15 protein-coding genes and 2 tRNA genes are annotated in these 19,819 nt (G+C 42.2%); 10 read left to right on the top strand and 7 right to left on the bottom strand.

Annotation, left to right across the window (positions count from 1 at the left end):
• Window positions 1-48: 48 nt before the first annotated feature.
• A complete protein-coding gene (locus RMZ95_RS16620; RefSeq protein WP_322683551.1) occupies window positions 49-2,214 on the bottom strand; it encodes a flavin-dependent dehydrogenase in 2,166 nt (721 codons plus the stop codon).
• Window positions 2,215-2,374: 160 nt separating this feature from the next.
• Between RMZ95_RS16620 and RMZ95_RS16615 the strand changes: the two genes are divergently transcribed.
• The 6 genes from RMZ95_RS16615 (at window position 2,375) to RMZ95_RS16590 (ending at window position 6,391) form a co-directional block, all read left to right on the top strand.
• Window positions 2,375-2,608, top strand: a complete 234-nt coding sequence (locus RMZ95_RS16615) for a hypothetical protein (protein WP_322673625.1) — start codon at window positions 2,375-2,377, stop codon at window positions 2,606-2,608.
• 567 nt (window positions 2,609-3,175) lie between these two features.
• Entirely contained in the window at window positions 3,176-4,300 is a 1,125-nt protein-coding gene (locus RMZ95_RS16610; RefSeq protein WP_322683629.1) for an alpha-hydroxy acid oxidase, read from the top strand.
• A gap of 105 nt (window positions 4,301-4,405) precedes the next feature.
• Window positions 4,406-4,489 (top strand) — tRNA-Leu (locus tag RMZ95_RS16605).
• A 33-nt stretch (window positions 4,490-4,522) separates the two neighbouring features.
• Window positions 4,523-4,777, top strand: a complete 255-nt coding sequence (locus tag RMZ95_RS16600; RefSeq protein ID WP_322673624.1) for a hypothetical protein — start codon at window positions 4,523-4,525, stop codon at window positions 4,775-4,777.
• Window positions 4,778-5,269: 492 nt separating this feature from the next.
• Window positions 5,270-6,067 carry a WecB/TagA/CpsF family glycosyltransferase gene (locus RMZ95_RS16595; RefSeq protein ID WP_322673623.1) on the top strand — a complete coding sequence of 266 codons (798 nt, stop codon included), beginning with the start codon at window positions 5,270-5,272 and terminating at the stop codon, window positions 6,065-6,067.
• A gap of 252 nt (window positions 6,068-6,319) precedes the next feature.
• Window positions 6,320-6,391 (top strand) — tRNA-Gln (locus tag RMZ95_RS16590).
• Window positions 6,392-6,480: 89 nt separating this feature from the next.
• Here the strand turns inward: RMZ95_RS16590 and RMZ95_RS16585 are convergent.
• Complete coding sequence (locus RMZ95_RS16585; RefSeq protein ID WP_322673622.1) at window positions 6,481-6,960, bottom strand: hypothetical protein; 480 nt, start codon at window positions 6,958-6,960, stop codon at window positions 6,481-6,483.
• A 216-nt stretch (window positions 6,961-7,176) separates the two neighbouring features.
• On the opposite strand from RMZ95_RS16585, the gene RMZ95_RS16580 reads away from it, so the two are divergent.
• Window positions 7,177-8,475, top strand: coding sequence for a hypothetical protein (locus RMZ95_RS16580; RefSeq protein WP_322683550.1), 1,299 nt, complete (start codon window positions 7,177-7,179; stop codon window positions 8,473-8,475).
• 206 nt (window positions 8,476-8,681) lie between these two features.
• Here the strand turns inward: RMZ95_RS16580 and RMZ95_RS16575 are convergent, their stop codons facing one another.
• The 3 genes from RMZ95_RS16575 to RMZ95_RS16565 all read right to left on the bottom strand — a co-directional run bounded on the left by RMZ95_RS16575 (window position 8,682) and on the right by RMZ95_RS16565 (window position 13,927).
• Window positions 8,682-9,827, bottom strand: coding sequence for a SpoIID/LytB domain-containing protein (locus tag RMZ95_RS16575; protein WP_322683549.1), 1,146 nt, complete (start codon window positions 9,825-9,827; stop codon window positions 8,682-8,684).
• Between the two features lie 206 nt (window positions 9,828-10,033).
• Complete coding sequence (locus tag RMZ95_RS16570) at window positions 10,034-12,226, bottom strand: polysaccharide biosynthesis tyrosine autokinase (RefSeq protein ID WP_322683548.1); 2,193 nt, start codon at window positions 12,224-12,226, stop codon at window positions 10,034-10,036.
• A gap of 741 nt (window positions 12,227-12,967) precedes the next feature.
• Window positions 12,968-13,927: a ribonuclease Z gene (locus RMZ95_RS16565; protein ID WP_322683547.1), complete on the bottom strand. Its 960-nt coding sequence runs from the start codon at window positions 13,925-13,927 to the stop codon at window positions 12,968-12,970.
• 504 nt (window positions 13,928-14,431) lie between these two features.
• Here RMZ95_RS16565 and RMZ95_RS16560 point away from each other — a divergent pair.
• Window positions 14,432-16,180, top strand: a complete 1,749-nt coding sequence (locus RMZ95_RS16560) for an endonuclease (RefSeq protein WP_322683546.1) — start codon at window positions 14,432-14,434, stop codon at window positions 16,178-16,180.
• Window positions 16,181-16,382: 202 nt separating this feature from the next.
• Here RMZ95_RS16560 and RMZ95_RS16555 read toward each other — a convergent pair whose 3' ends face one another.
• Entirely contained in the window at window positions 16,383-16,802 is a 420-nt protein-coding gene (locus RMZ95_RS16555; protein ID WP_322683545.1) for a hypothetical protein, read from the bottom strand.
• Between the two features lie 53 nt (window positions 16,803-16,855).
• Window positions 16,856-17,431 carry a bifunctional adenosylcobinamide kinase/adenosylcobinamide-phosphate guanylyltransferase gene (gene cobU, locus RMZ95_RS16550; protein WP_322683544.1) on the bottom strand — a complete coding sequence of 192 codons (576 nt, stop codon included), beginning with the start codon at window positions 17,429-17,431 and terminating at the stop codon, window positions 16,856-16,858.
• 403 nt (window positions 17,432-17,834) lie between these two features.
• On the opposite strand from cobU, the gene RMZ95_RS16545 reads away from it, so the two are divergent.
• On the top strand, window positions 17,835-18,662 hold the full coding sequence (locus tag RMZ95_RS16545; RefSeq protein ID WP_322659702.1) for a hypothetical protein: 828 nt from the start codon (window positions 17,835-17,837) through the stop codon (window positions 18,660-18,662).
• 206 nt (window positions 18,663-18,868) lie between these two features.
• On the top strand, window positions 18,869-19,801 hold the full coding sequence (locus tag RMZ95_RS16540) for a glycosyltransferase family A protein (protein ID WP_322683628.1): 933 nt from the start codon (window positions 18,869-18,871) through the stop codon (window positions 19,799-19,801).
• Window positions 19,802-19,819 lie beyond the last annotated feature (18 nt).

The raw sequence follows: 19,819 nt of genomic DNA, 5'->3' as shown, positions 1-19,819 counted from the left end.
AATCGCGTCTGTACAAGTGATTAATGCCTAATGTTCCATGCTCCATTCCTAATTCAGAATTCTTGCTTCTGACTTCGGAATTATGGCTTCTGGGTTGGTTTTTGCTACCTGACTTGACGATCGCGGTTTGCCTGTGGCGATCGCATAATTAATCGCCAATAACCACAGCCACAAGCCTGGATTCCGGGGTTCTAGCCAAGAACCTACCCGGTTTAAGAAGCGCGGCAACCACGGGCTTAATAAAGCATTAACCAGGGCATGACGACCGAAGTTGAAATAACTACCAAGCCATCGCACTAAATCTCTAGGGCCAGCAAGTTCCCAAATCCATAAAAGCAAGGCAGGATTTTTCCTGGCTGCTTTCAGTGCTAAACGGTTAAAGGTTAACCAATCACACCGATCTTTGATGAAGTTATCTGCCACCTCTGGCGGTTCGTCTGCTAACAGCCCAAAAAAGGTATTGAGCATGGAGTTAATCCGTTGTGGTGGTAAAAATTTCCCTGTGGGAACCATCATCCCTTTGGAAAATAGCCAAGTCACAGAAACGTTACTTTGGTAGGCGCGAATTTGGTTCAAGTGGCGGAAACTCAACAAGTCATGTTTGAGGGCAGTATCCAAGAGCGTTGTTAAGCGCTCTAAGTTGCGAACTAGGGAACCAAAACCGGTGAAAACGAGCGGAGATTGGAGTGATGCTGCATCACCAATCGCCATCAATCGATCGAAGGCAACTGTGCGATCGCGACTCCCCACACTAAAATGCCCTGGTATATACCCAAATGTCGGCTTTTTCCACACCAATTTGTCCATATCGCACCTGCGATACTCTGGCAAAATTGTGAAAAAGTCCTCGTACATTTCCAGCAAAGAACCGGGATTTTCAGCATTGACTTCGTGGTAATGAAATAAATAAATCGTCAGTTCCTCATCTGCTGCGGGAAACAATTCCCAAATCAACTGCCTTCCCCGCGAAATATCCCCATGACTGTAAAGAACATCCCCATATTGGGAATCCCATACCCCTGGTTCAAATCCGCTCTCAATTGCCGCTCCCACTGTCGGACAGACACTATCAAAGGCACGACCACCATTTAATTGCCAAGCGATAGGGGACGCGGTTCCCATTGCATCTATTAGCAGTCTTCCACTTACTTGCTTCTCAATCTGACTGGGCAAGTGCTTGACTTGCAAAACTACCTGTGATATATCAATATCTGCACGGATAAATTCTGTTTCATCCCAAATTTCACCGCCTGCCGCTTGCAGTTTTTGCCCACACATTTGGAGCCATTTGTCGGAATCCAAGCCTAAATTTAGGACTGTGGGTGTGTGGAGGACGGGCGATCGCAGTTTGGCTGGATTATTAGCATCAAAAAACTTATTGAATCCGTCTTTGTATTCCCTGGCAATGATGGTTTCTAACTCAGCGGGGGTGAGTAAACCCAAGTTAACCAAGCTTTGAATCTCGTCGCGGGAAATATTCCATTCTCGGTTCATCCGCCCAAAGGGCATTCGTTCTACCAGCAAGACTTTATATCCGAGTTTTGCCATCAGTGCTGCATGGATTACGCCTAATGCGCCGCCAATGTAGATGATGTCGTACTGGGCATAGGGCATGGGGGATGGGGCATTGCTTATTTCCCCCCTGCTCCCCTGCTCCTCTGCTCCCCTGCTCCCCTGCTCCTCTGCTCCCCTGCTCCCCTGCGAAAACACCACTTGACGCGGCTGTTGCGGATTCCGCACCCCTTCGCGCCATCGTTGTTCCCACCAATAGGCACGAGTTAGGTCATATTCACCGTTGGGCATTTTCTGAAAATACTTGACGGTAAGGGGGTAAGTAGAGGCTAGTGCGGCAAATATTGATTGCTGGGATAAATCAATTGCTGGCGGTTCTGGGTAATGATGCGGAAAACGGCTTCTGATTTCCTTGGTCAAGCGTTGCAGAATTTGTCCTTCACTGGGAAAAGGTTGTTCTGCCCAGCGAAACACTTTCAGATAGGTAGTTCGTTGCACCGACCAGACAAATACCGAAAGTTCTGTAGGCAAGTTTTCGGAAAGACTCACTTTTGCAGGTGTAATAGCACTGGGTATTTGAAGGCGAAAGCCTTCCGGGGTAAGCACTTTTTCTCCATTTCCAGGTTCAAAATCTGTTTGTAACCAACTACGCACAGTGTCTATATCTGGAGTTGGAACTTCTAAATAAAGTATTTCTTTCATTTTTTCCTGACATCTCCCATCAATCTACTCACTAAGACAGATTTTCTTAAGGCATAAAATAAGGTAAACTCCGCCCTATTAGTTTCGTAAAGATTCAGTGAAGAAATTTTAAGAGTTTGTCAAAGTTATTGTTCATTTTGTATTTCTGTAAACCCACGCCATGAATTATCCCATTCCAGACAGTCCCCAAGAAATTATTGCTCTGCGACAACAGCCGATTGATGAAGAACTAGTTGCCAGTGCGATCGCTGGAGTAATTAAAATTGTCCGCGCTCAGGGTCAATCTTTGGAAGAATTGACCGCTCAGTTGTTAGCAGACGATCCACTACTGGATCGGGAACAACGCCGCTGGTTAAGCCAATTAGTTGCCCAATCCTGGGAAAAGTTCTCCTAAAATCTTGCATAAGATGAAGTTTTGGTCGCAGCATTAGATTTCTATATCTGTACCTAAATGTTGGCGATGCCTGCGGCGGGCTGCGCCTACGCATTTTCGGTATAGGAGTAATAATAATGGTCAGTATGGGATTGGCAATTGGGTTGCTATTTTTGTGTTCGTGGCACAAAAGCCACTAAATTAACCATATCAGCGTTTTACATTGCTTATAAATTTTACAATGTTCTGAAACAGAAAGACCTCTGCTTTACGCCAGAGGTCTTTTTTTGGGAGCAATCTTGATACTATTTGTTGAACAACGCCTCAACACATAAATTAATTGAGCGATCGCTAACTAAGTAAAAATAAATACATTTGCAAGCCTTGACAAAGAATAATCGTAGTCAGCGGCTCTAGCCATTTAAAATCTTATGCAGAGCGATAAATCGCTCACTACGAACAAAAGTTTTATCTCATAGCACAAGCCTTGGTGATTAGGACATCAACAGATGATAAAACTTAGACACAAAAAGACTTTTCACCCAGTCCCCAGTCCCCAGTCCCCAGTCCCTTGCTATAGATTTAATGATGTCTACCGATTTATCTACTAACGATCGCTTTCGACCCATCAACCTTTTTGAGTACGAAAAGCTAGCAAAAGAATATCTATCTCAAACGACACTTGATTACTATAGCAGTGGTGCTTGGGACGAAATCACATTACGAGATAATCGTGCTGCCTTTGAGCGAGTCAAGCTGCGACCTCGAATATTAGTCGATGTGAGCGATCGTAATCTAAGTACCTCTATTTTAGGACAACCCCTGCAACTACCTTTGTTAATTGCACCGATGGCTTTCCAATGTCTAGCCCATCCAGACGGAGAAGTTGCCACGGCCCTAGCTGCTGCATCAGCTGGTGTGGGTATGGTGTTAAGTACAATGGCAACAAAGAGCATTGAAGAAGTGGCGACTGCATGTAATCAGTTTCCAGATTCTCTGCGATGGTTCCAACTTTACATCCATAAAGACCGGGGATTAACTCGTGCTTTGGTAGAAAAAGCCTATAAAGCAGGTTACAAAGCACTTTGTCTCACTGTGGATGCACCCGTTCTCGGACAGCGCGAGAGAGATAGACGTAATGAATTTGCCTTACCTCAAGACTTACACCTGGCTAATCTTGCTAGTATCTCAGGACTAGATATTTCCCATGAAAAAGGCGAATCTGGTTTATTTACCTACTTTGCCCAACAACTCAACCCAGCAGTCACTTGGGACGATTTGAAATGGTTGCAGTCTTTATCTCCACTACCTTTAATTATCAAAGGAGTTTTACGCCCAGATGATGCTGTGCGGGCTGTAGAATATGGAGCCAAAGCAATTGTTGTTTCCAATCATGGTGGCAGACAACTTGATGGTGCGATCGCTTCTTTAGATGCCCTCGCTGAAATAGTAGCCGCAGTGGATGGCAAGGTAGAAGTAGTGTTGGATGGCGGCATTCGTAGAGGCACAGACATTCTCAAAGCTCTGGCATTAGGAGCAAAAGTAGTACTAATCGGACGACCTATATTGTGGGGACTAGCCATAGCAGGGCAAATCGGCGTATCTCATGTCATCTCGCTCCTACAAGATGAGTTAAATGTGGCAATGGCACTTAGCGGCTGTGCCAAAATGCAGGATATTGACCCTAGTTTATTAACCCTGCCACGCTTTTAGTCGGAGAACTGTTAGAAATGTGATTCCAGCAAAACTTTCAGAAATAATTTTCAGACTTGTTACAAAATCCCTTAATTAGAGTATACTAGTTAAGGTTAGATACAAGGGCGGGTGGCGGAATTGGTAGACGCACCACACTCAAAATGTGGCGGCCTTACGGTCATAGGAGTTCGATTCTCCTCCTGCCCACTACCAAACAAGTACTAAAGAGGTTAAAAACTTATGCGCCTGAAAAGATGGGAATCTCCCCGTAAAGAAGGCAGAAATGATAAAGGTAGAGGCGGTTCTGCTAGGAAGCGTCAACTAAAAAAACAAAGGCAAATGTTACGCCAAAGACTTAAAGAAAGTAACAAGCCAGACAATAGCAAAAACGATAGACCAGGGAAAGATAAATTTATCTTTCCCTTATTTTTTGGGCTTTTATTTCAGAAAAAAAGAAAATTTAGAGATTTTTCAATACAGACACTACATTATTAAATCTGTAATAAATTTGGAAATTATTATAAGAGAAAAGAAAATTATTATTTTTTAAAATATACTAAATTAATTCAACCTCTTAAGCGCATATTGACGTATAAAACCCGCAGATTAACTGGTTAGCATTTTACATTTATACTTAAGTAATTAAGTAGTGTATACTACTTAATATACAGTTTTTCTCTAGGAATTTATCGCAATTATAATGCTTGGATGAACTAACTGAAAATTAATTATGAAGGAAGTATGAATTTTGTCAAGCAGTGTCTAAAATCCTTAACATAAAACAGTAAGCTAGGACACAACAGTAAATAATTCTAGTATTACCGATTAAGCCAAAAGTATACTAAAAAGGCAATTGCACCTCCACGTGTTAACTTCCAACAATCACACAAGTTTACAAAAAGTCAGGAGTCATCCAATCTAAATATTAAATCGTTGTGATTGGTCTAGGTAATCTATGAATTGTTTTCTTGGATACAGGAGTTATTGATGGTGGCGAGAGTGCTTCTACCTACTAAAAAAGTGCTTGATTTTCCTATTACTGCTTTACGGTTTGACGAGCAGATACAAACAATACTGAAGTGGGCGAGTAGGCGTGAGAGTAAAACAGTATATGTAGCCAATGTACACATGCTCATTGAAGCCCATTGGAATCCAGAGTTTGCCATCGTATTGCGAAATGCAGATATAGTTACTCCTGATGGTATGCCTCTGGTGTGGATGATGCGAAAAATGGGAGCGCTTTACCAAGACCGTGTGGCAGGGATGGATATTTTTCTCGCCTTGTGTCAGCTAACTCAAACACAAAATCTGAGCATTTTCTTTGTAGGTTCCCAAACAGAAATTCTTTCTAGGATGCAAAACAGGTTAGAGAAAGAATTTCCGCAGATAAAGATTGCGGCAATGGAACCTCTACCCTTTCGTCCCCTAACTGAAATTGAAGACGAAGCCTTGGTTAAAAAGATTAACTCTAGTGGTGCTAGCGCTGTCTTAGTGTCTTTGGGATGTCCCAAACAAGAAAATTGGATAGCTCAACATAAGGGCAAAATACAAGCTGTAATGATTGGACTGGGTGGAGTTTTCCCAGTTTATGCCGGAATTCATAAGCGCGCACCCCGCATAGTTCGAGACTTAGGACTTGAATGGCTGTATCGATGGATTCAAGAACCGCGCCGACTTTGCGGCCGCTATGCTAAGACTATTCCACTCTTTATATGGCTGGCTACTAAGCAACTACTGTCATCAAGTCGGATTGCAGGCGTCTTTCTTCACGAGACTGGAGATTAAAGAAAAACAAATAGGTTAAGACGAGACTCAAAGCGGTTCATCATCAAAATAACCAGACTTTAGATGCTCAGGAAAAAATCTTCTGCTTGAAGCACGAAGATTCAAGGGTTCACCTGAAGTGATGAAAGAATTCAAATACAAGGATTCCCACCAATCACTATCCTGTTGTAAAAACCCATTATCTGAAATCAACTATTAAAGTACTTGACATTAACCCAGGACTAAGTGTTATATTAACCATAGTGAAATTATTGGGGCGTCGCCAAGTGGTAAGGCAGCGGGTTTTGGTCTCGCCATCCCTGGGTTCGAATCCTAGCGCCCCAGTTAATCTAAAGACAGGTTATCATACCTGTCTTTTACAGTATTTAATTGAATTTTTAAGATCTATCTCAATGCATCTAATTCTGTGAATGTTACTTATCAGGGGATTTGAGAGCTTGATCTAGGGTCTGCCTAGCTAGTTCTGCTTTAGCTCGTGCTTCTTGGTAACGCACATTAGCTTGGGCAAAGTTTTTGAGAACTTTAAAACCTTCCTTGAGTCGAGTCATTTCCTCTTCTGTCACCGAGTCATCGGTAAATAGAATATCAACAGCTTTACGAATTTCCAACGCTTCAGATCGTGACTCCTGAACTTTCAGTTTGAGCGTGGCCAGGTTACTCAGAATCTGGACAGCTTGTGTAATCGTATCTTCACCATTAGCAGTATCAATAGTTGACTCTTTTACCTCAATTAATTGTTGAGGGCCAAATCCTTCTTCCAGTTCCGTGGGTAGCTTACCTGCATCCATCAGTTCCATTAGCTGATCCATTGCTTTATCACGAGCTTTGGATGAATCTTTTCCAGAAACAGTAAGGATAATTTCTGGGCTTTGAGCGAGAGTGTATTGAACCATATTTGAGCAGTAAATTTGCTGATTTAACCAAGCTGAGGCAAGTAATTATATCATTTTGCGTGTCCGATCATTTGTTGATTGTCTAGTCAATTAAAGAGTTGAAGACCGAACGTCAACACTTTGAATTTTGAATTGTTACCTCTATCCCAGCTAAGTCGCTCAAAATAAAACTTTATACTTAAGAAAAGGAATAATTTTCAATAGGAGGGGAGAGCAATGGCTCCCAGTCCCACCATCATGCAGGCTGTGGAACAACTGGGCTACCGTGTCACCGTTGGTGATGTGGCAACTCAGGCAGGATTGAACGTCGCTGAAGCTAATCAAAGCTTGTTAGCTCTGGCATCTGATGCTGGCGGGCATTTGCAGGTAGCGGATTCAGGTGATATAGTTTTCCTTTTTCCACAAAATTTTCGAGCAATTTTGCGTAATAAATACTTTCGGCTACGATTGCAGGAATGGTGGAAAAAAGTCTGGAGTGTTCTGTTTTACCTGATTCGCATTTCTTTTGGAATTTTCTTAACTGTTTCCATCGCTCTGATAACTGTTACCATCTTCATTATCATTACCTCTATCAATTCAGACCGTGACGGCGATAATCGGGGCAGTAATTCCGGCGGTGGAGGCTTCTTCTATTTTCCAAATTTCTTTTGGTATCTTAGCCCAAATTATGACACCCACTATCAGGAACGCCGACCTGAAAGGCGGGAAGAAAGCAATCTGAATTTCTTTGAAGCTGTGTTTTCGTTTTTGTTTGGCGATGGTAATCCGAACGCCAACTTAGAAGAACGTCGCTGGCAAGAAATTGCTACGGTGATTCGGAGTAACCGTGGTGCAGTGGTAGCAGAACAAATTGCCCCATATTTGGATGACATTGGCGAAGGATACACAAGAGAGTACGAAGATTATATGCTGCCCGTTCTGACGCGGTTTAATGGGCAACCAGGGGTAAGTCCAGAAGGGCAAATTGTTTATTATTTCCCAGAGTTGCAGGTGAGTGCAGTTAAAAAGCGTCGTCATGCAATATCAGATCGTTTAGAGGAATTTCCTTGGCGTTTTAGTGCCGCAAGTTCCGGGCAAATTATGCTGAGTGCTGGGTTAGGGATACTAAATTTTGTTGGTGCTTTAGTACTGGGAAGTTTATTGAGAGATGGAACTGTTGCCGTCCAGTTAGGTGGACTGGTAGCTTTTGTACAAGGAATTTATTGGCTGCTATTGGCTTACGGAGTAGGTTTTTTAGGTATACCGTTATTGCGTTATTTCTGGATTGGGTGGCGTAATCGCAAAATAGGCGATCGCAACCGCGATCGCCTTTCCAGAGCAAGGCTATTGGCAAGTCCTGATGCACTTTTACAACAAAAAATCAACTATGCTCAACAATTTGCAACAGAAAAAGTCATTGGCAACGAAGATTTAGTGTATTCTAGCGAAACTGACTTACTCGACCAAGAAGTTGAACGTTCTGCAAAAATTGATGCTGAATGGCAACGGCGCTTAGAACGTGGGAGTGGGGAATAGGAAGCAGAGGGGCAGGGGAGCAGAGGAGCAGGGGAGCAGGGGAAGCAAGGGGACAAGGGGACAAGGGGACAAGGTGACAAGGTGACAAAAGTTTAGAACTTACAACAAGTCTTTCCCCTTGTCCCCAATTCTCCTTGTCTCCAAGTCCTCTTTCCAATGCCCAATCCCCAATGCCCAATGCCCAATGCCCAATCCCCAATCCCTGATTACTTCGCCTGAATTGGTGTTAGAGCTACACCTTGATAATAATGTCCCAAAATTTGCAGATGGTTCACTCCTTGCCGAGCCAGATTGTACGCCCCCCACTGACTCATGCCTAAAGCATGACCATAGCCAAGCCCTTGCAGTACAAAACTACCATCGCTCCCCTTGGTGACGCTAAATTTGGTACTTTTTAACTTGAGGGCTGTTCGCACTTCTTCACCCTGTAGCACCTTCGTACCCTTGTTACCGACAATTTTTAAAACTTTAACACTGCGAAAAGGTGAGTATGTCTCTGGAATCATCGCCGTCACGCTGCCCACTTCAGGAAATTTAGCGCTAATTTCACTGGGCGAGAAAGTTTTTACCCAATTACATTCGCGGATATTTTGATCGTAGTCTTGAACCGCACGTAGGTAAGGGAGGGTATTTCCCCAAACATCTTCTACGTTTTCGGTGTGTCCCCCAGAACAAGCGTGGAAGACTGAGAGAATAATCCGGTTTTTGTAAGTTAGTACCTGCCCTAAAGTAGAATCCACTGCGGCGTAAGTAGCAGGAGATTCACTGATGACACCTTTGTAAATTTGCCAGCGATCGGGGGTATTGCCTAAATCGTAAACGGGATTATTGCGTTGTCTTTCTCGTTCGTAGAGGGCGTAAGTGCGGGCTGCGATCGCTTGGGCTTTTAGTGCTTCTTGGGGCCAGCTAGCATCCATTTCCCCACCAAGAACGCTGTAAAGATATTCTTGATCGTCAACCCAGTTAACAGCCGTTAAGCCTTTTTCTGTGGGGACAACCAGAGTTCTGCCTCGATACCAGCGATCGCCAATATAAACAAATCCTTTACCAGTTGGCTCAATCCAAAATAAACCAGACTGCCACTTATCTAAAGCAACTCCGCCAGGAACGGCTTGGGCATAATATGCGCTCATCGCTGGCAACTGTCCGAGAGTCCGGCCAGTACTATCCTTAACAATCCCAGTGGTGGAACTGCCTACTTTTACCTGATTAACACCCCTCTCAATTGCCACGCGTAAAATTACAGACGCTTGGGCTGGGGCAACCAAAGCAATCCACAAAAAGATACTTACCCACCAATAACGTACTTTAATCTGAGAAAATAAGGAGCCTAAGTAAAGTTGGAATTTCATACCGATCATCTAATCACACTAGTATCTAATTGACGCTCTGGATTATGGCGTCTACTACTTTAAGATGAGACAGTTCTCCAACGCGGGAGGTTGCCACCTCCTACTAATTATGCATTTTGCTTTAAATATAAGGTAGAAATCAGAAATCGGGGAAAGTGAATCGTCCAAATCTGACTGCTGTGGAAGAGAAACTTTTATTCTTCGATTTACGATGCCAATACCTTTTGAGAATTGCTCGCTTCATTAGCGATAATTCCAATTAAATTCAACTTACTCAAAATTTCTGTTGCTTGAGTCAGTTCAGTTCGAGTCACTTTCCCCATACGCTCTACCATTACAATACCATTGCAAAAAGATGCCACAATCCTGGCATCAACCGTGCCTAAAATAGATGGAGCATCTATTAGTACTAGATCATAACTTTGCTCAAATAGCTCTATTAGTTCCTTCATTCGTTGAGAACTGAGCAACTTCACTGTGTCTTCTGGTTCTGGCCCAGCAGTCAAAATATCAATAGAGGGGTGAATCGGCTGGATGTAATCTTGAAAATGAGTAGTTGTCTCATCAACTAATAACAGAGAGAGTCCCCAATCATTGGATAGTTCCAAGATTTTGTGTAGGCTAGGATTATGTAGGTTAGCATCAATTACTAATACCCGTCTATGCATCCGGGCAGCGCTAGCTACAAGTCCTAATACTAAGGTTGTCTTTCCTTCCCCTGGTAATGCTGAAGTGAACATCAGCGACTTGAATGGTAAGGGGTATTTTAATATTTGAATATTTTGATAAATCATGTCCAAAGTTTCATGGACGGGCAATTTACTGCTGGCTTCTATTACAGAAGAATTTGACCTACTTCGGACATTCCAAGGCAGGCCAAATCGCCGTTTTTTGACACCACGTGACGGTAGTTTTGGTACCGATCCTAATATACGTAGGTTCGTCAGTTTCTTTAAATCTTCGGCACAATAAATAGCGTCATTAAACTTTTCCAAAATCAGAGCGGCTAAGATACCTAAAATCGGCCCAATTACTGCTCCTCCAACCAAAAGGAATAATCTGTTGTTGCCCATATAAATACCGGGAGAAGGTTCTGTCAAAACTTGCCAGTTATATCCTTCCTGAGCAATTTTCAGTCCTAATGACTGTTGCGCCTGGATTAGTTGTTCAAGGTTTTTACGACTAGTTTCTACCTTTGGCAACAGACGATTATATTCTGCTATTAAGCTTGGATATTTGTTTAGCTCAGAGCGTAGTTGCTGTTCTGATTCGACTAAATTTTTTTCATTGGCAGTGAGTCCTAAAACACTTGTCTGTACCAAAACAAACTCATCTACTAGCGTTGGATCGACCCCTAACATTTGTCCTTTGAATAAAGGCTTTTCCTTACTAGTATTAGTAATAGTTTTCACCTCTTCTCGCAAGAGGGAAAGTTGACTTTGGCGTTGCTGTTTTAATTTTTGTACCGATGGATAATCATCTGTGTAGCGGAGCCGCTCCTTAGCCAACGCTAGTTCAGTCTTTTGAATTTCACTTAATAATGCTTGATAGCGGCTTGACTGATTTAAACGAGAAGAAAGTAGTGTATTCTGCTGAGACGAAGACGCTATTAATTGCTCTAGATTCTCGTAGCGAGCGTTTACATCTTGAAGATTGGCACGAGTGGTTTGTAATTGTTGTTGAATATCGGCTAGAGATTCTAGCAGAATTTTACTTTGGACTTCGGGATCGAGTAATTTATGTTTTTTGCGAAACTGTTCTAAGTTTTTCTCAGCTTTACTTACCTCTTTTTTCATTTCAGGTAGGCGAGTGTTTACAAAAGCTAATCCCTGATTCAGACGTTCTTTTTGCTGCTGTTTGTTGTAGTTTTGATAGACTTTCTGTAGCGCTTGAAGTACTCTTTGTGCTTTTACTGGATCGTCATCATTAAAAGAAACTTTAAATGCTTGATTAAAAACTTTATTTGCTCCTATACCTCCCGCTTCTGGAGTTACTTCTAAAGGTGCTTTTTTGTTATGTTGTTTTTGACCATTGATATCTTCTAAAGTAAGCTCAGGATAATCATAATGGAGTAAATCTACAGCTTTTTGAAGCAACTTAGAACTCAGCATAAGTTTCATCTGAGTAGTGGAATCAACAACTTGAGAATTTGAATTAGTAACCTGAGTATTTGACTGCGATCCTTGAGATAAATGGGAATTCACCAATATTTGCATATTGCTCTGGTAAGTAGGTTTGGTATTGATAGCCAAGAGGCTAGCAACTGACATAACTACACAGGAAACCCCAAAGATCAGAAAGCGTCGGCGAAGCAAAATAGTAGATAGTTGTCTGATGTCAACTGCGCCTTGTGTTGAAGTAGTAACCTGTTGCTTTTGATTCAGACTAGTCTTAGCCACTATTAAACTCCTCTAATATCGAAACACTATATTTATTTGGAAGATTGATGAGAAATATGAAATGATTTTTTTTACACCTAATACCATTTTAGATTTTGGATTTTAGATTTTGGATTGGAAATTGCCTTGGTGCGTCTGGCTTGGTGTGAATCCATGTGTCGCAATCATTTTTCAAAATGGTATAATAGCTGCGATCGCATACTTAATTCTTCTTCCAACAATGACAAGCTAATTTGGCACAACATTATGCCAATTGGCGCTTTCATGTTCATCAATTCATGCATATAAATTCTGAATCAGTGTTAGAAGGATAAATTTTTAATAAATATTTTATTTAAGGAATAAAAATCTTGACGAAAAATTAATTATTTTTCCTAAGTATTTGAGTATAAAATTATCCAACTCATAATATTACTAGATATATTATAGTTATTTTAATAACTTGTAATAGAAAAAACACATTGATAAAAATATTTAAACCATACTATTTGTATATTCTTGATACATCTAGTTAACCGTAAATTGTTGGTTAAATAGTTTACTTACTCAGAAAATAAAGCTACTGTTTATTTGCTTGATTTTATGATTGAGACTATTAAAATCTAAAATAGAACCTGGTTAATTTTAGATTTTAGATTAGAAGCGCTCAGTAGGAAATCTAAAATCTAAAATCGTTAGACTTAGCGTAGCCGTACCCTTCCAGGGAAGCTACGCGTAGCGTTACGCAGGAAAGTCCAAAATTTAAACGCTTACCTTGGTTAACTCTATTTCCCGTCGTCTGGGTACTTCATGAATCATAAAATCGTAAGCCATATCAGTACGGGGAAAAATAGCACGAGCTTCTTTGAGGAGATCCTTCAACTCTAAAGTATTTCCGGGAGCATAGCGGGGACTGAAATGACTCATAATCAGTCGATGCGCGCCAGCAGCTAAAGCTGTTTGCGCTGCCATTGTGGTTGTGGAATGTAACCGCTGGAAAGCCATATCTGCATCTTGATGGGCAAAGGTTGCTTCGTGAATTAATACATCGACATCATCAGCTAATTCCACTGCACCATCACAATAAATTGTATCTGTACAATAGGCAATCTTTCGACCAATTTCTGTAGGGCCGCACAATTGGGTGCCATCAATCACCCGTCCGTCTGTAAGGGTAACTGTTTCACCCCGCTTGAGTTGACCGTAAACCCGACCAGGAGGAATTTGCAACGCCTTGGCTTTTTCCACATCAAAGCGTCCGGCTCGGTCTTTTTCGGCTACGCGGTAGCCGAAAGCTGTAATTCGATGATGCAAATTACCGCAGCTAACGGTGAAGTCATTGTCTTCATAAATTATCCCTGGACGGATGGCGTGAACCTTGATCGGGTAAGAAAAATGCGTGTAGGAATAACGTGAGGCGGATTGAATGTAATCATTTAATCCAGGTGGGCCATAGATATCAATTCGTTCCACATTGCCAGCCAAGCCGCAAGTAGCAAGAAGTCCCATCAAGCCAAAGATGTGGTCGCCGTGCATGTGGGTGATAAAAATTCGGGAGAGTTGACTGATTTTCAGTTCACTCCGCATAATTTGATGCTGAGTACCTTCGCCACAGTCAAATAACCACAGTTCTGCCCTTTGGGGTAATCTCAGAGCGACACTGGAAACATTGCGCGATCGCGTGGGTACACCGGAACTCGTCCCTAAGAATGTTATCTGCACAGTGTTCTTTAGTCTTCCTATTGCTCAATTTGCAGCTCTATTTTCTATAGTGGCACGGTTATTGAGCAAAATATTTAGGAATTTGAACATTGGGTATGGGCCAAAACAGTTCAAAGTTTTATTAGCGGGGCATTTAGCCCGTTCTCAGTCCTGAGTAAAAAAGTAAGATTCCCCATTCAGCACTCTTGAGAAGCATAAGGCATTTGTTACTAGTTACGATCGCAATTTAGTATCTGCAAGTGACTAGATAATAAGTTGATAAATACCAAATGACTGCTGTATTATTGGTTGTGTTATGACTTATTCTTGGGAATCGAAGTACATCTCTTAATACAAACATAAGCTTGCACTCAATACTTGATTTTGGACTGAAACAGATAGATTGTTTTGCTTGTTTTTCTTAGTCAAATGGCTTTAGAAAAACTTCAATTTCTTTGTTTCTCATATCTTCGGAATGGCGCTCCAACTGAGTTAAGTCTCTATTTGCAATTAAGGAGAATGTTCATGAGTTCTTTCCGAAAAGTCTTGCATACAGCGTGCTTTATCGTTTTTCTTGCATTCTGGTTTCCTTCAGGAATCGCTCATGGTGTACAAGTTACATCTTTGGTAGGAAGTCCTACGCAATTAACGATTACCACCTTTAACGTCGAAAACCTCGATCCTAAAAAGGAAAACGTCTCTAAGGTTGATAATAGGTCGGCGAGAAACGTCGATGATGATGTGAAAAACGGTAAGTTTGCAGCTTTGGCAAACCAGATTGTTACTAATCTTGAAGCACCAGACATTATTGCTTTGCAAGAAGTACAAGACAATGATGGAGCTGAGTTAAGTTCTGTAGTTGATGCTACTCTGACTGCTGAGACTCTAATCAGTTCTATCCAATCTGTAGGAGGCCCAGCCTATGAATATCGGGAAATTCCTCCTCAGAACGGACTTGATGGAGGCCAACCAGGTGGCAATATTCGGGTAGGCTTTTTGTTCAATCCTCAACGAGTTAAGCTACAAAAGCTTGAACGCTTTGCGGACGATCCAGCTTTTTTAAAAAGTCGCAAACCTTTAGTGGGTGAATTTACTTTCAACGATATTCCCATCACCCTAATAAACAATCACTTTGCTTCTAAAAGTGGAGGAGCAGCTTCCAACCCAAAACGGATACAGCAGGCAACAATTGTTAACAAATTTGTCGAAAATCGCTTAACTACTGACCCAAATGCAAATATTGTCGTCCTTGGCGATCTAAACGATACTCCAGACTCCCAGCCGATTAAAATCCTTGAAGGAAATCAGCTGAAAAATTTGGTAAACAAAATTCCTCAAGATGACCGCTTCTCTTATGTCTTTCAAGGGAATAAGGAACAAATTGACCAAATCCTGATTACCCCAAATTTGTTTAACAATGGAAATCCTGAGATCAATGCTGTTCACGTTAACGCAGGGATTTCTAGAGTAGTCAGCGATCACGACCCTGTGATTGCTCGATTTACTCTATCAGCGATTGGTGAGACTACTCCCATTCCATCAGTCCCAGTTAGCAGTCCTGAACCACCAGTTACACCAGGCACAATTCTTTCTGGTGTTACAGGAGACGATTTACTGGAAAAACTAGACAGCCTTTACTCCCCTCGTGCTAGCCTCGGATATGGTAGCGCCCGTGATTTGCTCTACACCAAAATAGATAACCAAGGCGGTACAGTAACGGACATCTACGCTGGTTACAGTGTTCCGCTCGACCCAAATTCAGATAAACCCAGAGAGGAAGCAGCACGACACAGAATCAATGCTGAACACGTCTGGCCACAGAGTATGGGAGCTGAAGGCCCAGCAAAAAGCGATTTGCATAACCTCTTTGCTTCACGTGTGGAAGTTAACAGCGATCGCGCAAACTTTCCATTTGGAGATATTCCTGATAATCAAACTACGTCTTGGTATCTCGATGATGATGAGCTAAGTTTCCAACCAAGTCCGCAGGATATTGACAAATACAGTGAATTCAGACGGGGATTTTTTGAACCACGGGAGGCAAAGAAAGGAGATATTGCTCGGGTAATTTTCTATTTCCGCACAGTCTATCCAGAACTGGCGAATGCAAGCTTCTTTGAAGCACAAAAGGATACTCTCTGTAAGTGGCAAGCAGACGATCCAATTGATGCTGGTGAGGTAGCACGCAGTCATGCGATCGCTAAAACACCCCAAGGTAATGATAATCCCTTTGTATTAGATTCTACCCTGCCACAACGAACCTACTGCAACTAAAAAATACATAGGTCTTAACTCTATCCTGGTGGGAAGAGTTTTAGACCTGCATTTTTGAGAAATTGAGCAGATGGGTTTTTCGACAGCCGTTGAAGTTGCAATTGGTTTTATAGGGAACTCCAAAAAATAAATTATCCCGCTTGAAGTTGCTGACTGTTAATTGTGGGATATTTTTTTCTTTGGAAGTCCCATAGCAATTTTTTTATGTAATATTCTTTACAAGCCGATCGCGAATTGTTTGGAGTTGGTTTTGAGTTTTAATTGGCTCTCGCGGTGCTGGCAATTCAGTATTCGGCCAGTTAGGTAAATCATTGCAGGGACATAACAACGCCGGCATCCCGACGTTTCGCGCAGCTATTGGCATACTGCATCGGCTGCAAGGTAGCATATTCCATGTTGGCGTCAACAATTCAGCAATAGTTTCATGTGTACCCTCAAGGTAACAATCACCCGATTCCGATGAAATAATTTTTTGCCAGCATTCTTCAAATTCTTCACTATAGCGATCGCCATTTAGCACCGATTGGGGCAAAAAGCTTGCCTCACCGTTGCCCGTAATCACTCTCTTACCCAACTGAAACCAGTAGGCAAGGTATTTTCTTACTTCTTGTTTGGTTGCCATATTACAATTCTAGATTGTTAGATTTTAGATTTTGGATTAATTTGAATCAACAGTTAAGAATCTTGACTTCTGAGTGTTCCAGCATCAACTCTATTTGGCAATGGCGAACCAAGGATGCTGAGATTGAGAACATGGCCGCCAGTCACTAAATAAACAATTTCGCTAAGTGTTGCTAGCTGGCGTACTAAAGAACCGAGGCGATCGCGGAACATCCTTCCAAGGGGATAAGCTGGGATCACACCCCAACCCACTTCTTCTGCTACAAACAGCATATCAGCAGCAACCAATTCCACCGTCTCTAATAATTCTGCAAGGGTATTTTCCCAGCTAGATTCATCCTGTTCTAGGAGATTGGCAACCCAAGTCCCTAAAGAATCAACTAAGAGGCAAGTATAGGGTTTGGCATCAGCAAGGGTAGCAGACAGTTCCACAGGTACAGATAAAGTTACCCAGTCTTGGGGACGACGTTGTTGGTGTTCTAAAATGCGTTGGTGCCACTCTTGGTCATCTGGGTTATCGGTGGCTGTTGCTATATAAACAACTGCTTTTCCTGACTGCATAGCTAAAGTTTCTGCCCATTCACTTTTACCAGATCGTGCTGGCCCTGTTACTAAAATGATTTTACCCAAAGTTTTTTACTGAGTATTTTAACAAGAGAGGCAGGAGGCAGAGGGCAGGAGGCAGAAGGCAGAAGGAATATTGCCGTCGCCTCCTATGGTTATTATCGCAAGTAAGCTTGTGGTTTAAGTCCTCCAGCAAAATCTACAATTTCGTGGTCTGGAATTAGATGGGGTTAAGAGCAACAGATAAATTCCAATCTCCTGCCTCCTGCCTCCTCTACATACCCACGGTTACAATTGATCGCCACATTTTTTTACTTCATGGGTGAGATTTTTGGTTTCAAATAACTTTTAAGGGATAAAATTAGCACCAGCATCATTAGATGCTACAACTGGCAAAAGCCAAAAATCCCAACTACCCCATTCTTAATTATTCAATACTACTGGGGACAGCAAACTTTAGGATGTCTTTATGAACGCAGGCTTAAAACGCATTGAAGCAACTCTACACGATTTAGGGAATCGCGGCACTGCCTCTACTGCCGAAACAACTGATTCGACAACAAAACGGCCTTTCTCCTTTAGAATCAGCGTCGGAGCTAACGAACCTACAGAAAGTACACAAATTCCATCCTCTCAGGATGAGGAAGTAAAGTCACAAGGACAAACAGTTGACTTAAGCGTAAATACTGAAAATTATTCTCCTTCTGACCAAAATTTCTTTCCTCACCATGAATCTGTGCAGACCTTTCAAGCAGAAGAGAATGGTAACAAAACACCCAGCCTACCCAAGTTGAAAACTCCCACTTTTAGTAGCCATCGCCACGGAGCGAATCCAGCATTGGCAATGAATCTATTGCAAGAAATTCAGGAAACTGTTGCTGGTTGGCAAACAGAATTGCAAAATATTTTGAAACAAATTCAGGATATTTACTTAGAAGGGCCAATTGTCAATGGCTGGTTAGAATCCAATCCCCCCGAACCAGAACCAGGAGGAACTGCGACACTGCGCCATGCAGAAGTTGACCGCCTGATGAACTACGTAGAAGAAATTTGTGCCACTGGTGGAAAAGTATCTTATCAATCATCTATTACTGGCTATCGCCTCTGTGGTGTAGACGATACTGGTAAAGTTTGGTCGCGTCCATGTCCACCGGATCAGGTTCCCAATGTTAGTATGGCGATCGCTCGTTACCAAAAGTTACGTCAACTGTTAGGGCGCAAGCAATCTTTGGAAACCCGCCTTAGTCAACTGGCGCAAACTCTTGTAGTTTTACACAGTCATATTCAACAAACGTAAAGTTTTAAAGATTATTTCCGAAGAAACTCGGTTGGTAGGTCGGTAACTTTTGGTTTAGATTAACTCTCAGCAGTTATAGCGTTGGATTTAGATTTTAATCTAAAATCGTTCGACTGAGCGACTTGCCTTGACTTGTGCCGAGCGAAGCCGAGGTAGCGGAGTCGAAAGGAGCCGAAGTCCCAAATCTCAAATCCAAAATTCAATCTATGCCAGACATCCAAATCTCTGCCATTATCTGTACCCACAATCGAGATACCTATTTAGGGGCTGCAATTGATAGTCTTTTAGAGCAGGATTTTGCTGCTGACTTTGAAATTGTGGTAGTTGATAATGGATCTAGCGATCGCACTCGTGAGGTTGTAGAACAAAGAAGCCACAATCCGCGCCTGAAGTATGTTTTTGAACCCACCATTGGTTTATCTGTCGCCCGCAACACGGGTGCAAAGGTAGCCAGTGGTGATATTCTTGCTTATCTAGATGATGATGCCGTTGCCAGTAAGGGCTGGCTACAAGTTTTATATTCTGCCTATTACAATAATTCTAAGCTAGCGATCGCAGGTGGCAAAGTCACTCTCCTGTGGCCTCCAGGAATTCAACAACCACGATGGCTATCTCCGGGGCTAGCTGCAAATCTGGGTGCATACGACTTAGGTGACAGTAACATTTACATTGAGCAACCTGGTTTAACACCCAGAGGCTTAAATTATTCCATCCGCCGCAGTTTCCTCGAAGAAATTGGCGGTTTCGATCCCCATCTCGGTCGAGTGGGTAAAAATTTATTATCTAACGAAGAACTGCAAATGACCGAATTTGCTCTACAGCGTGGTTGGCAAGTTGCTTATCTTCCCGAAGCACTCGTCGCTCACAATGTAGCCCCAGAACGCCTCCAACGCTCCTGGTTTTTAAACCGGGGCTGGTGGCAGGGTATCAGTGAATGCTATCGAGAACAACTCGCTGGTAAAGCTGGGATCGCTCAATTACAGCGAGGTAGCGAACGGTTTGTGCGAGGCTTGTATAAAGCTTTACAGTATTTCTCCGATCCAGCAGAACGGTTTGACAAACTGGTGTATGCTTACGGTCAGATTGGTTACTTAAATGCTGCTATTCAGGGTCTTTTATCTACATCAAATAAGAAATAACCAGTAACATAATTTTTA

It is taken from the genome of Nostoc sp. DedQUE07 (assembly GCF_034530975.2).
Lineage (GTDB): Bacteria > Cyanobacteriota > Cyanobacteriia > Cyanobacteriales > Nostocaceae > Nostoc.
The sequence above is the reverse complement of the archived record's forward strand: the minus strand, read 5'-3'. Positions and strand labels throughout refer to the sequence as shown.

Coding starts and splice junctions, on each gene's coding strand:
- RMZ95_RS16595 (WP_322673623.1), top strand. CDS start 5,270: ATGGTGGCGAGAGTGCTTCTACCTACTAAAAAAGTGCTTGATTTTCCT.
- RMZ95_RS16540 (WP_322683628.1), top strand. CDS start 18,869: ATGCCAGACATCCAAATCTCTGCCATTATCTGTACCCACAATCGAGAT.
- RMZ95_RS16610 (WP_322683629.1), top strand. CDS start 3,176: ATGTCTACCGATTTATCTACTAACGATCGCTTTCGACCCATCAACCTT.
- RMZ95_RS16555 (WP_322683545.1), bottom strand. CDS start 16,802: ATGGCAACCAAACAAGAAGTAAGAAAATACCTTGCCTACTGGTTTCAG.
- RMZ95_RS16615 (WP_322673625.1), top strand. CDS start 2,375: ATGAATTATCCCATTCCAGACAGTCCCCAAGAAATTATTGCTCTGCGA.
- RMZ95_RS16560 (WP_322683546.1), top strand. CDS start 14,432: ATGAGTTCTTTCCGAAAAGTCTTGCATACAGCGTGCTTTATCGTTTTT.
- RMZ95_RS16545 (WP_322659702.1), top strand. CDS start 17,835: ATGAACGCAGGCTTAAAACGCATTGAAGCAACTCTACACGATTTAGGG.
- RMZ95_RS16580 (WP_322683550.1), top strand. CDS start 7,177: ATGGCTCCCAGTCCCACCATCATGCAGGCTGTGGAACAACTGGGCTAC.
- RMZ95_RS16575 (WP_322683549.1), bottom strand. CDS start 9,827: ATGAAATTCCAACTTTACTTAGGCTCCTTATTTTCTCAGATTAAAGTA.
- RMZ95_RS16620 (WP_322683551.1), bottom strand. CDS start 2,214: ATGAAAGAAATACTTTATTTAGAAGTTCCAACTCCAGATATAGACACT.
- RMZ95_RS16600 (WP_322673624.1), top strand. CDS start 4,523: ATGCGCCTGAAAAGATGGGAATCTCCCCGTAAAGAAGGCAGAAATGAT.
- RMZ95_RS16585 (WP_322673622.1), bottom strand. CDS start 6,960: ATGGTTCAATACACTCTCGCTCAAAGCCCAGAAATTATCCTTACTGTT.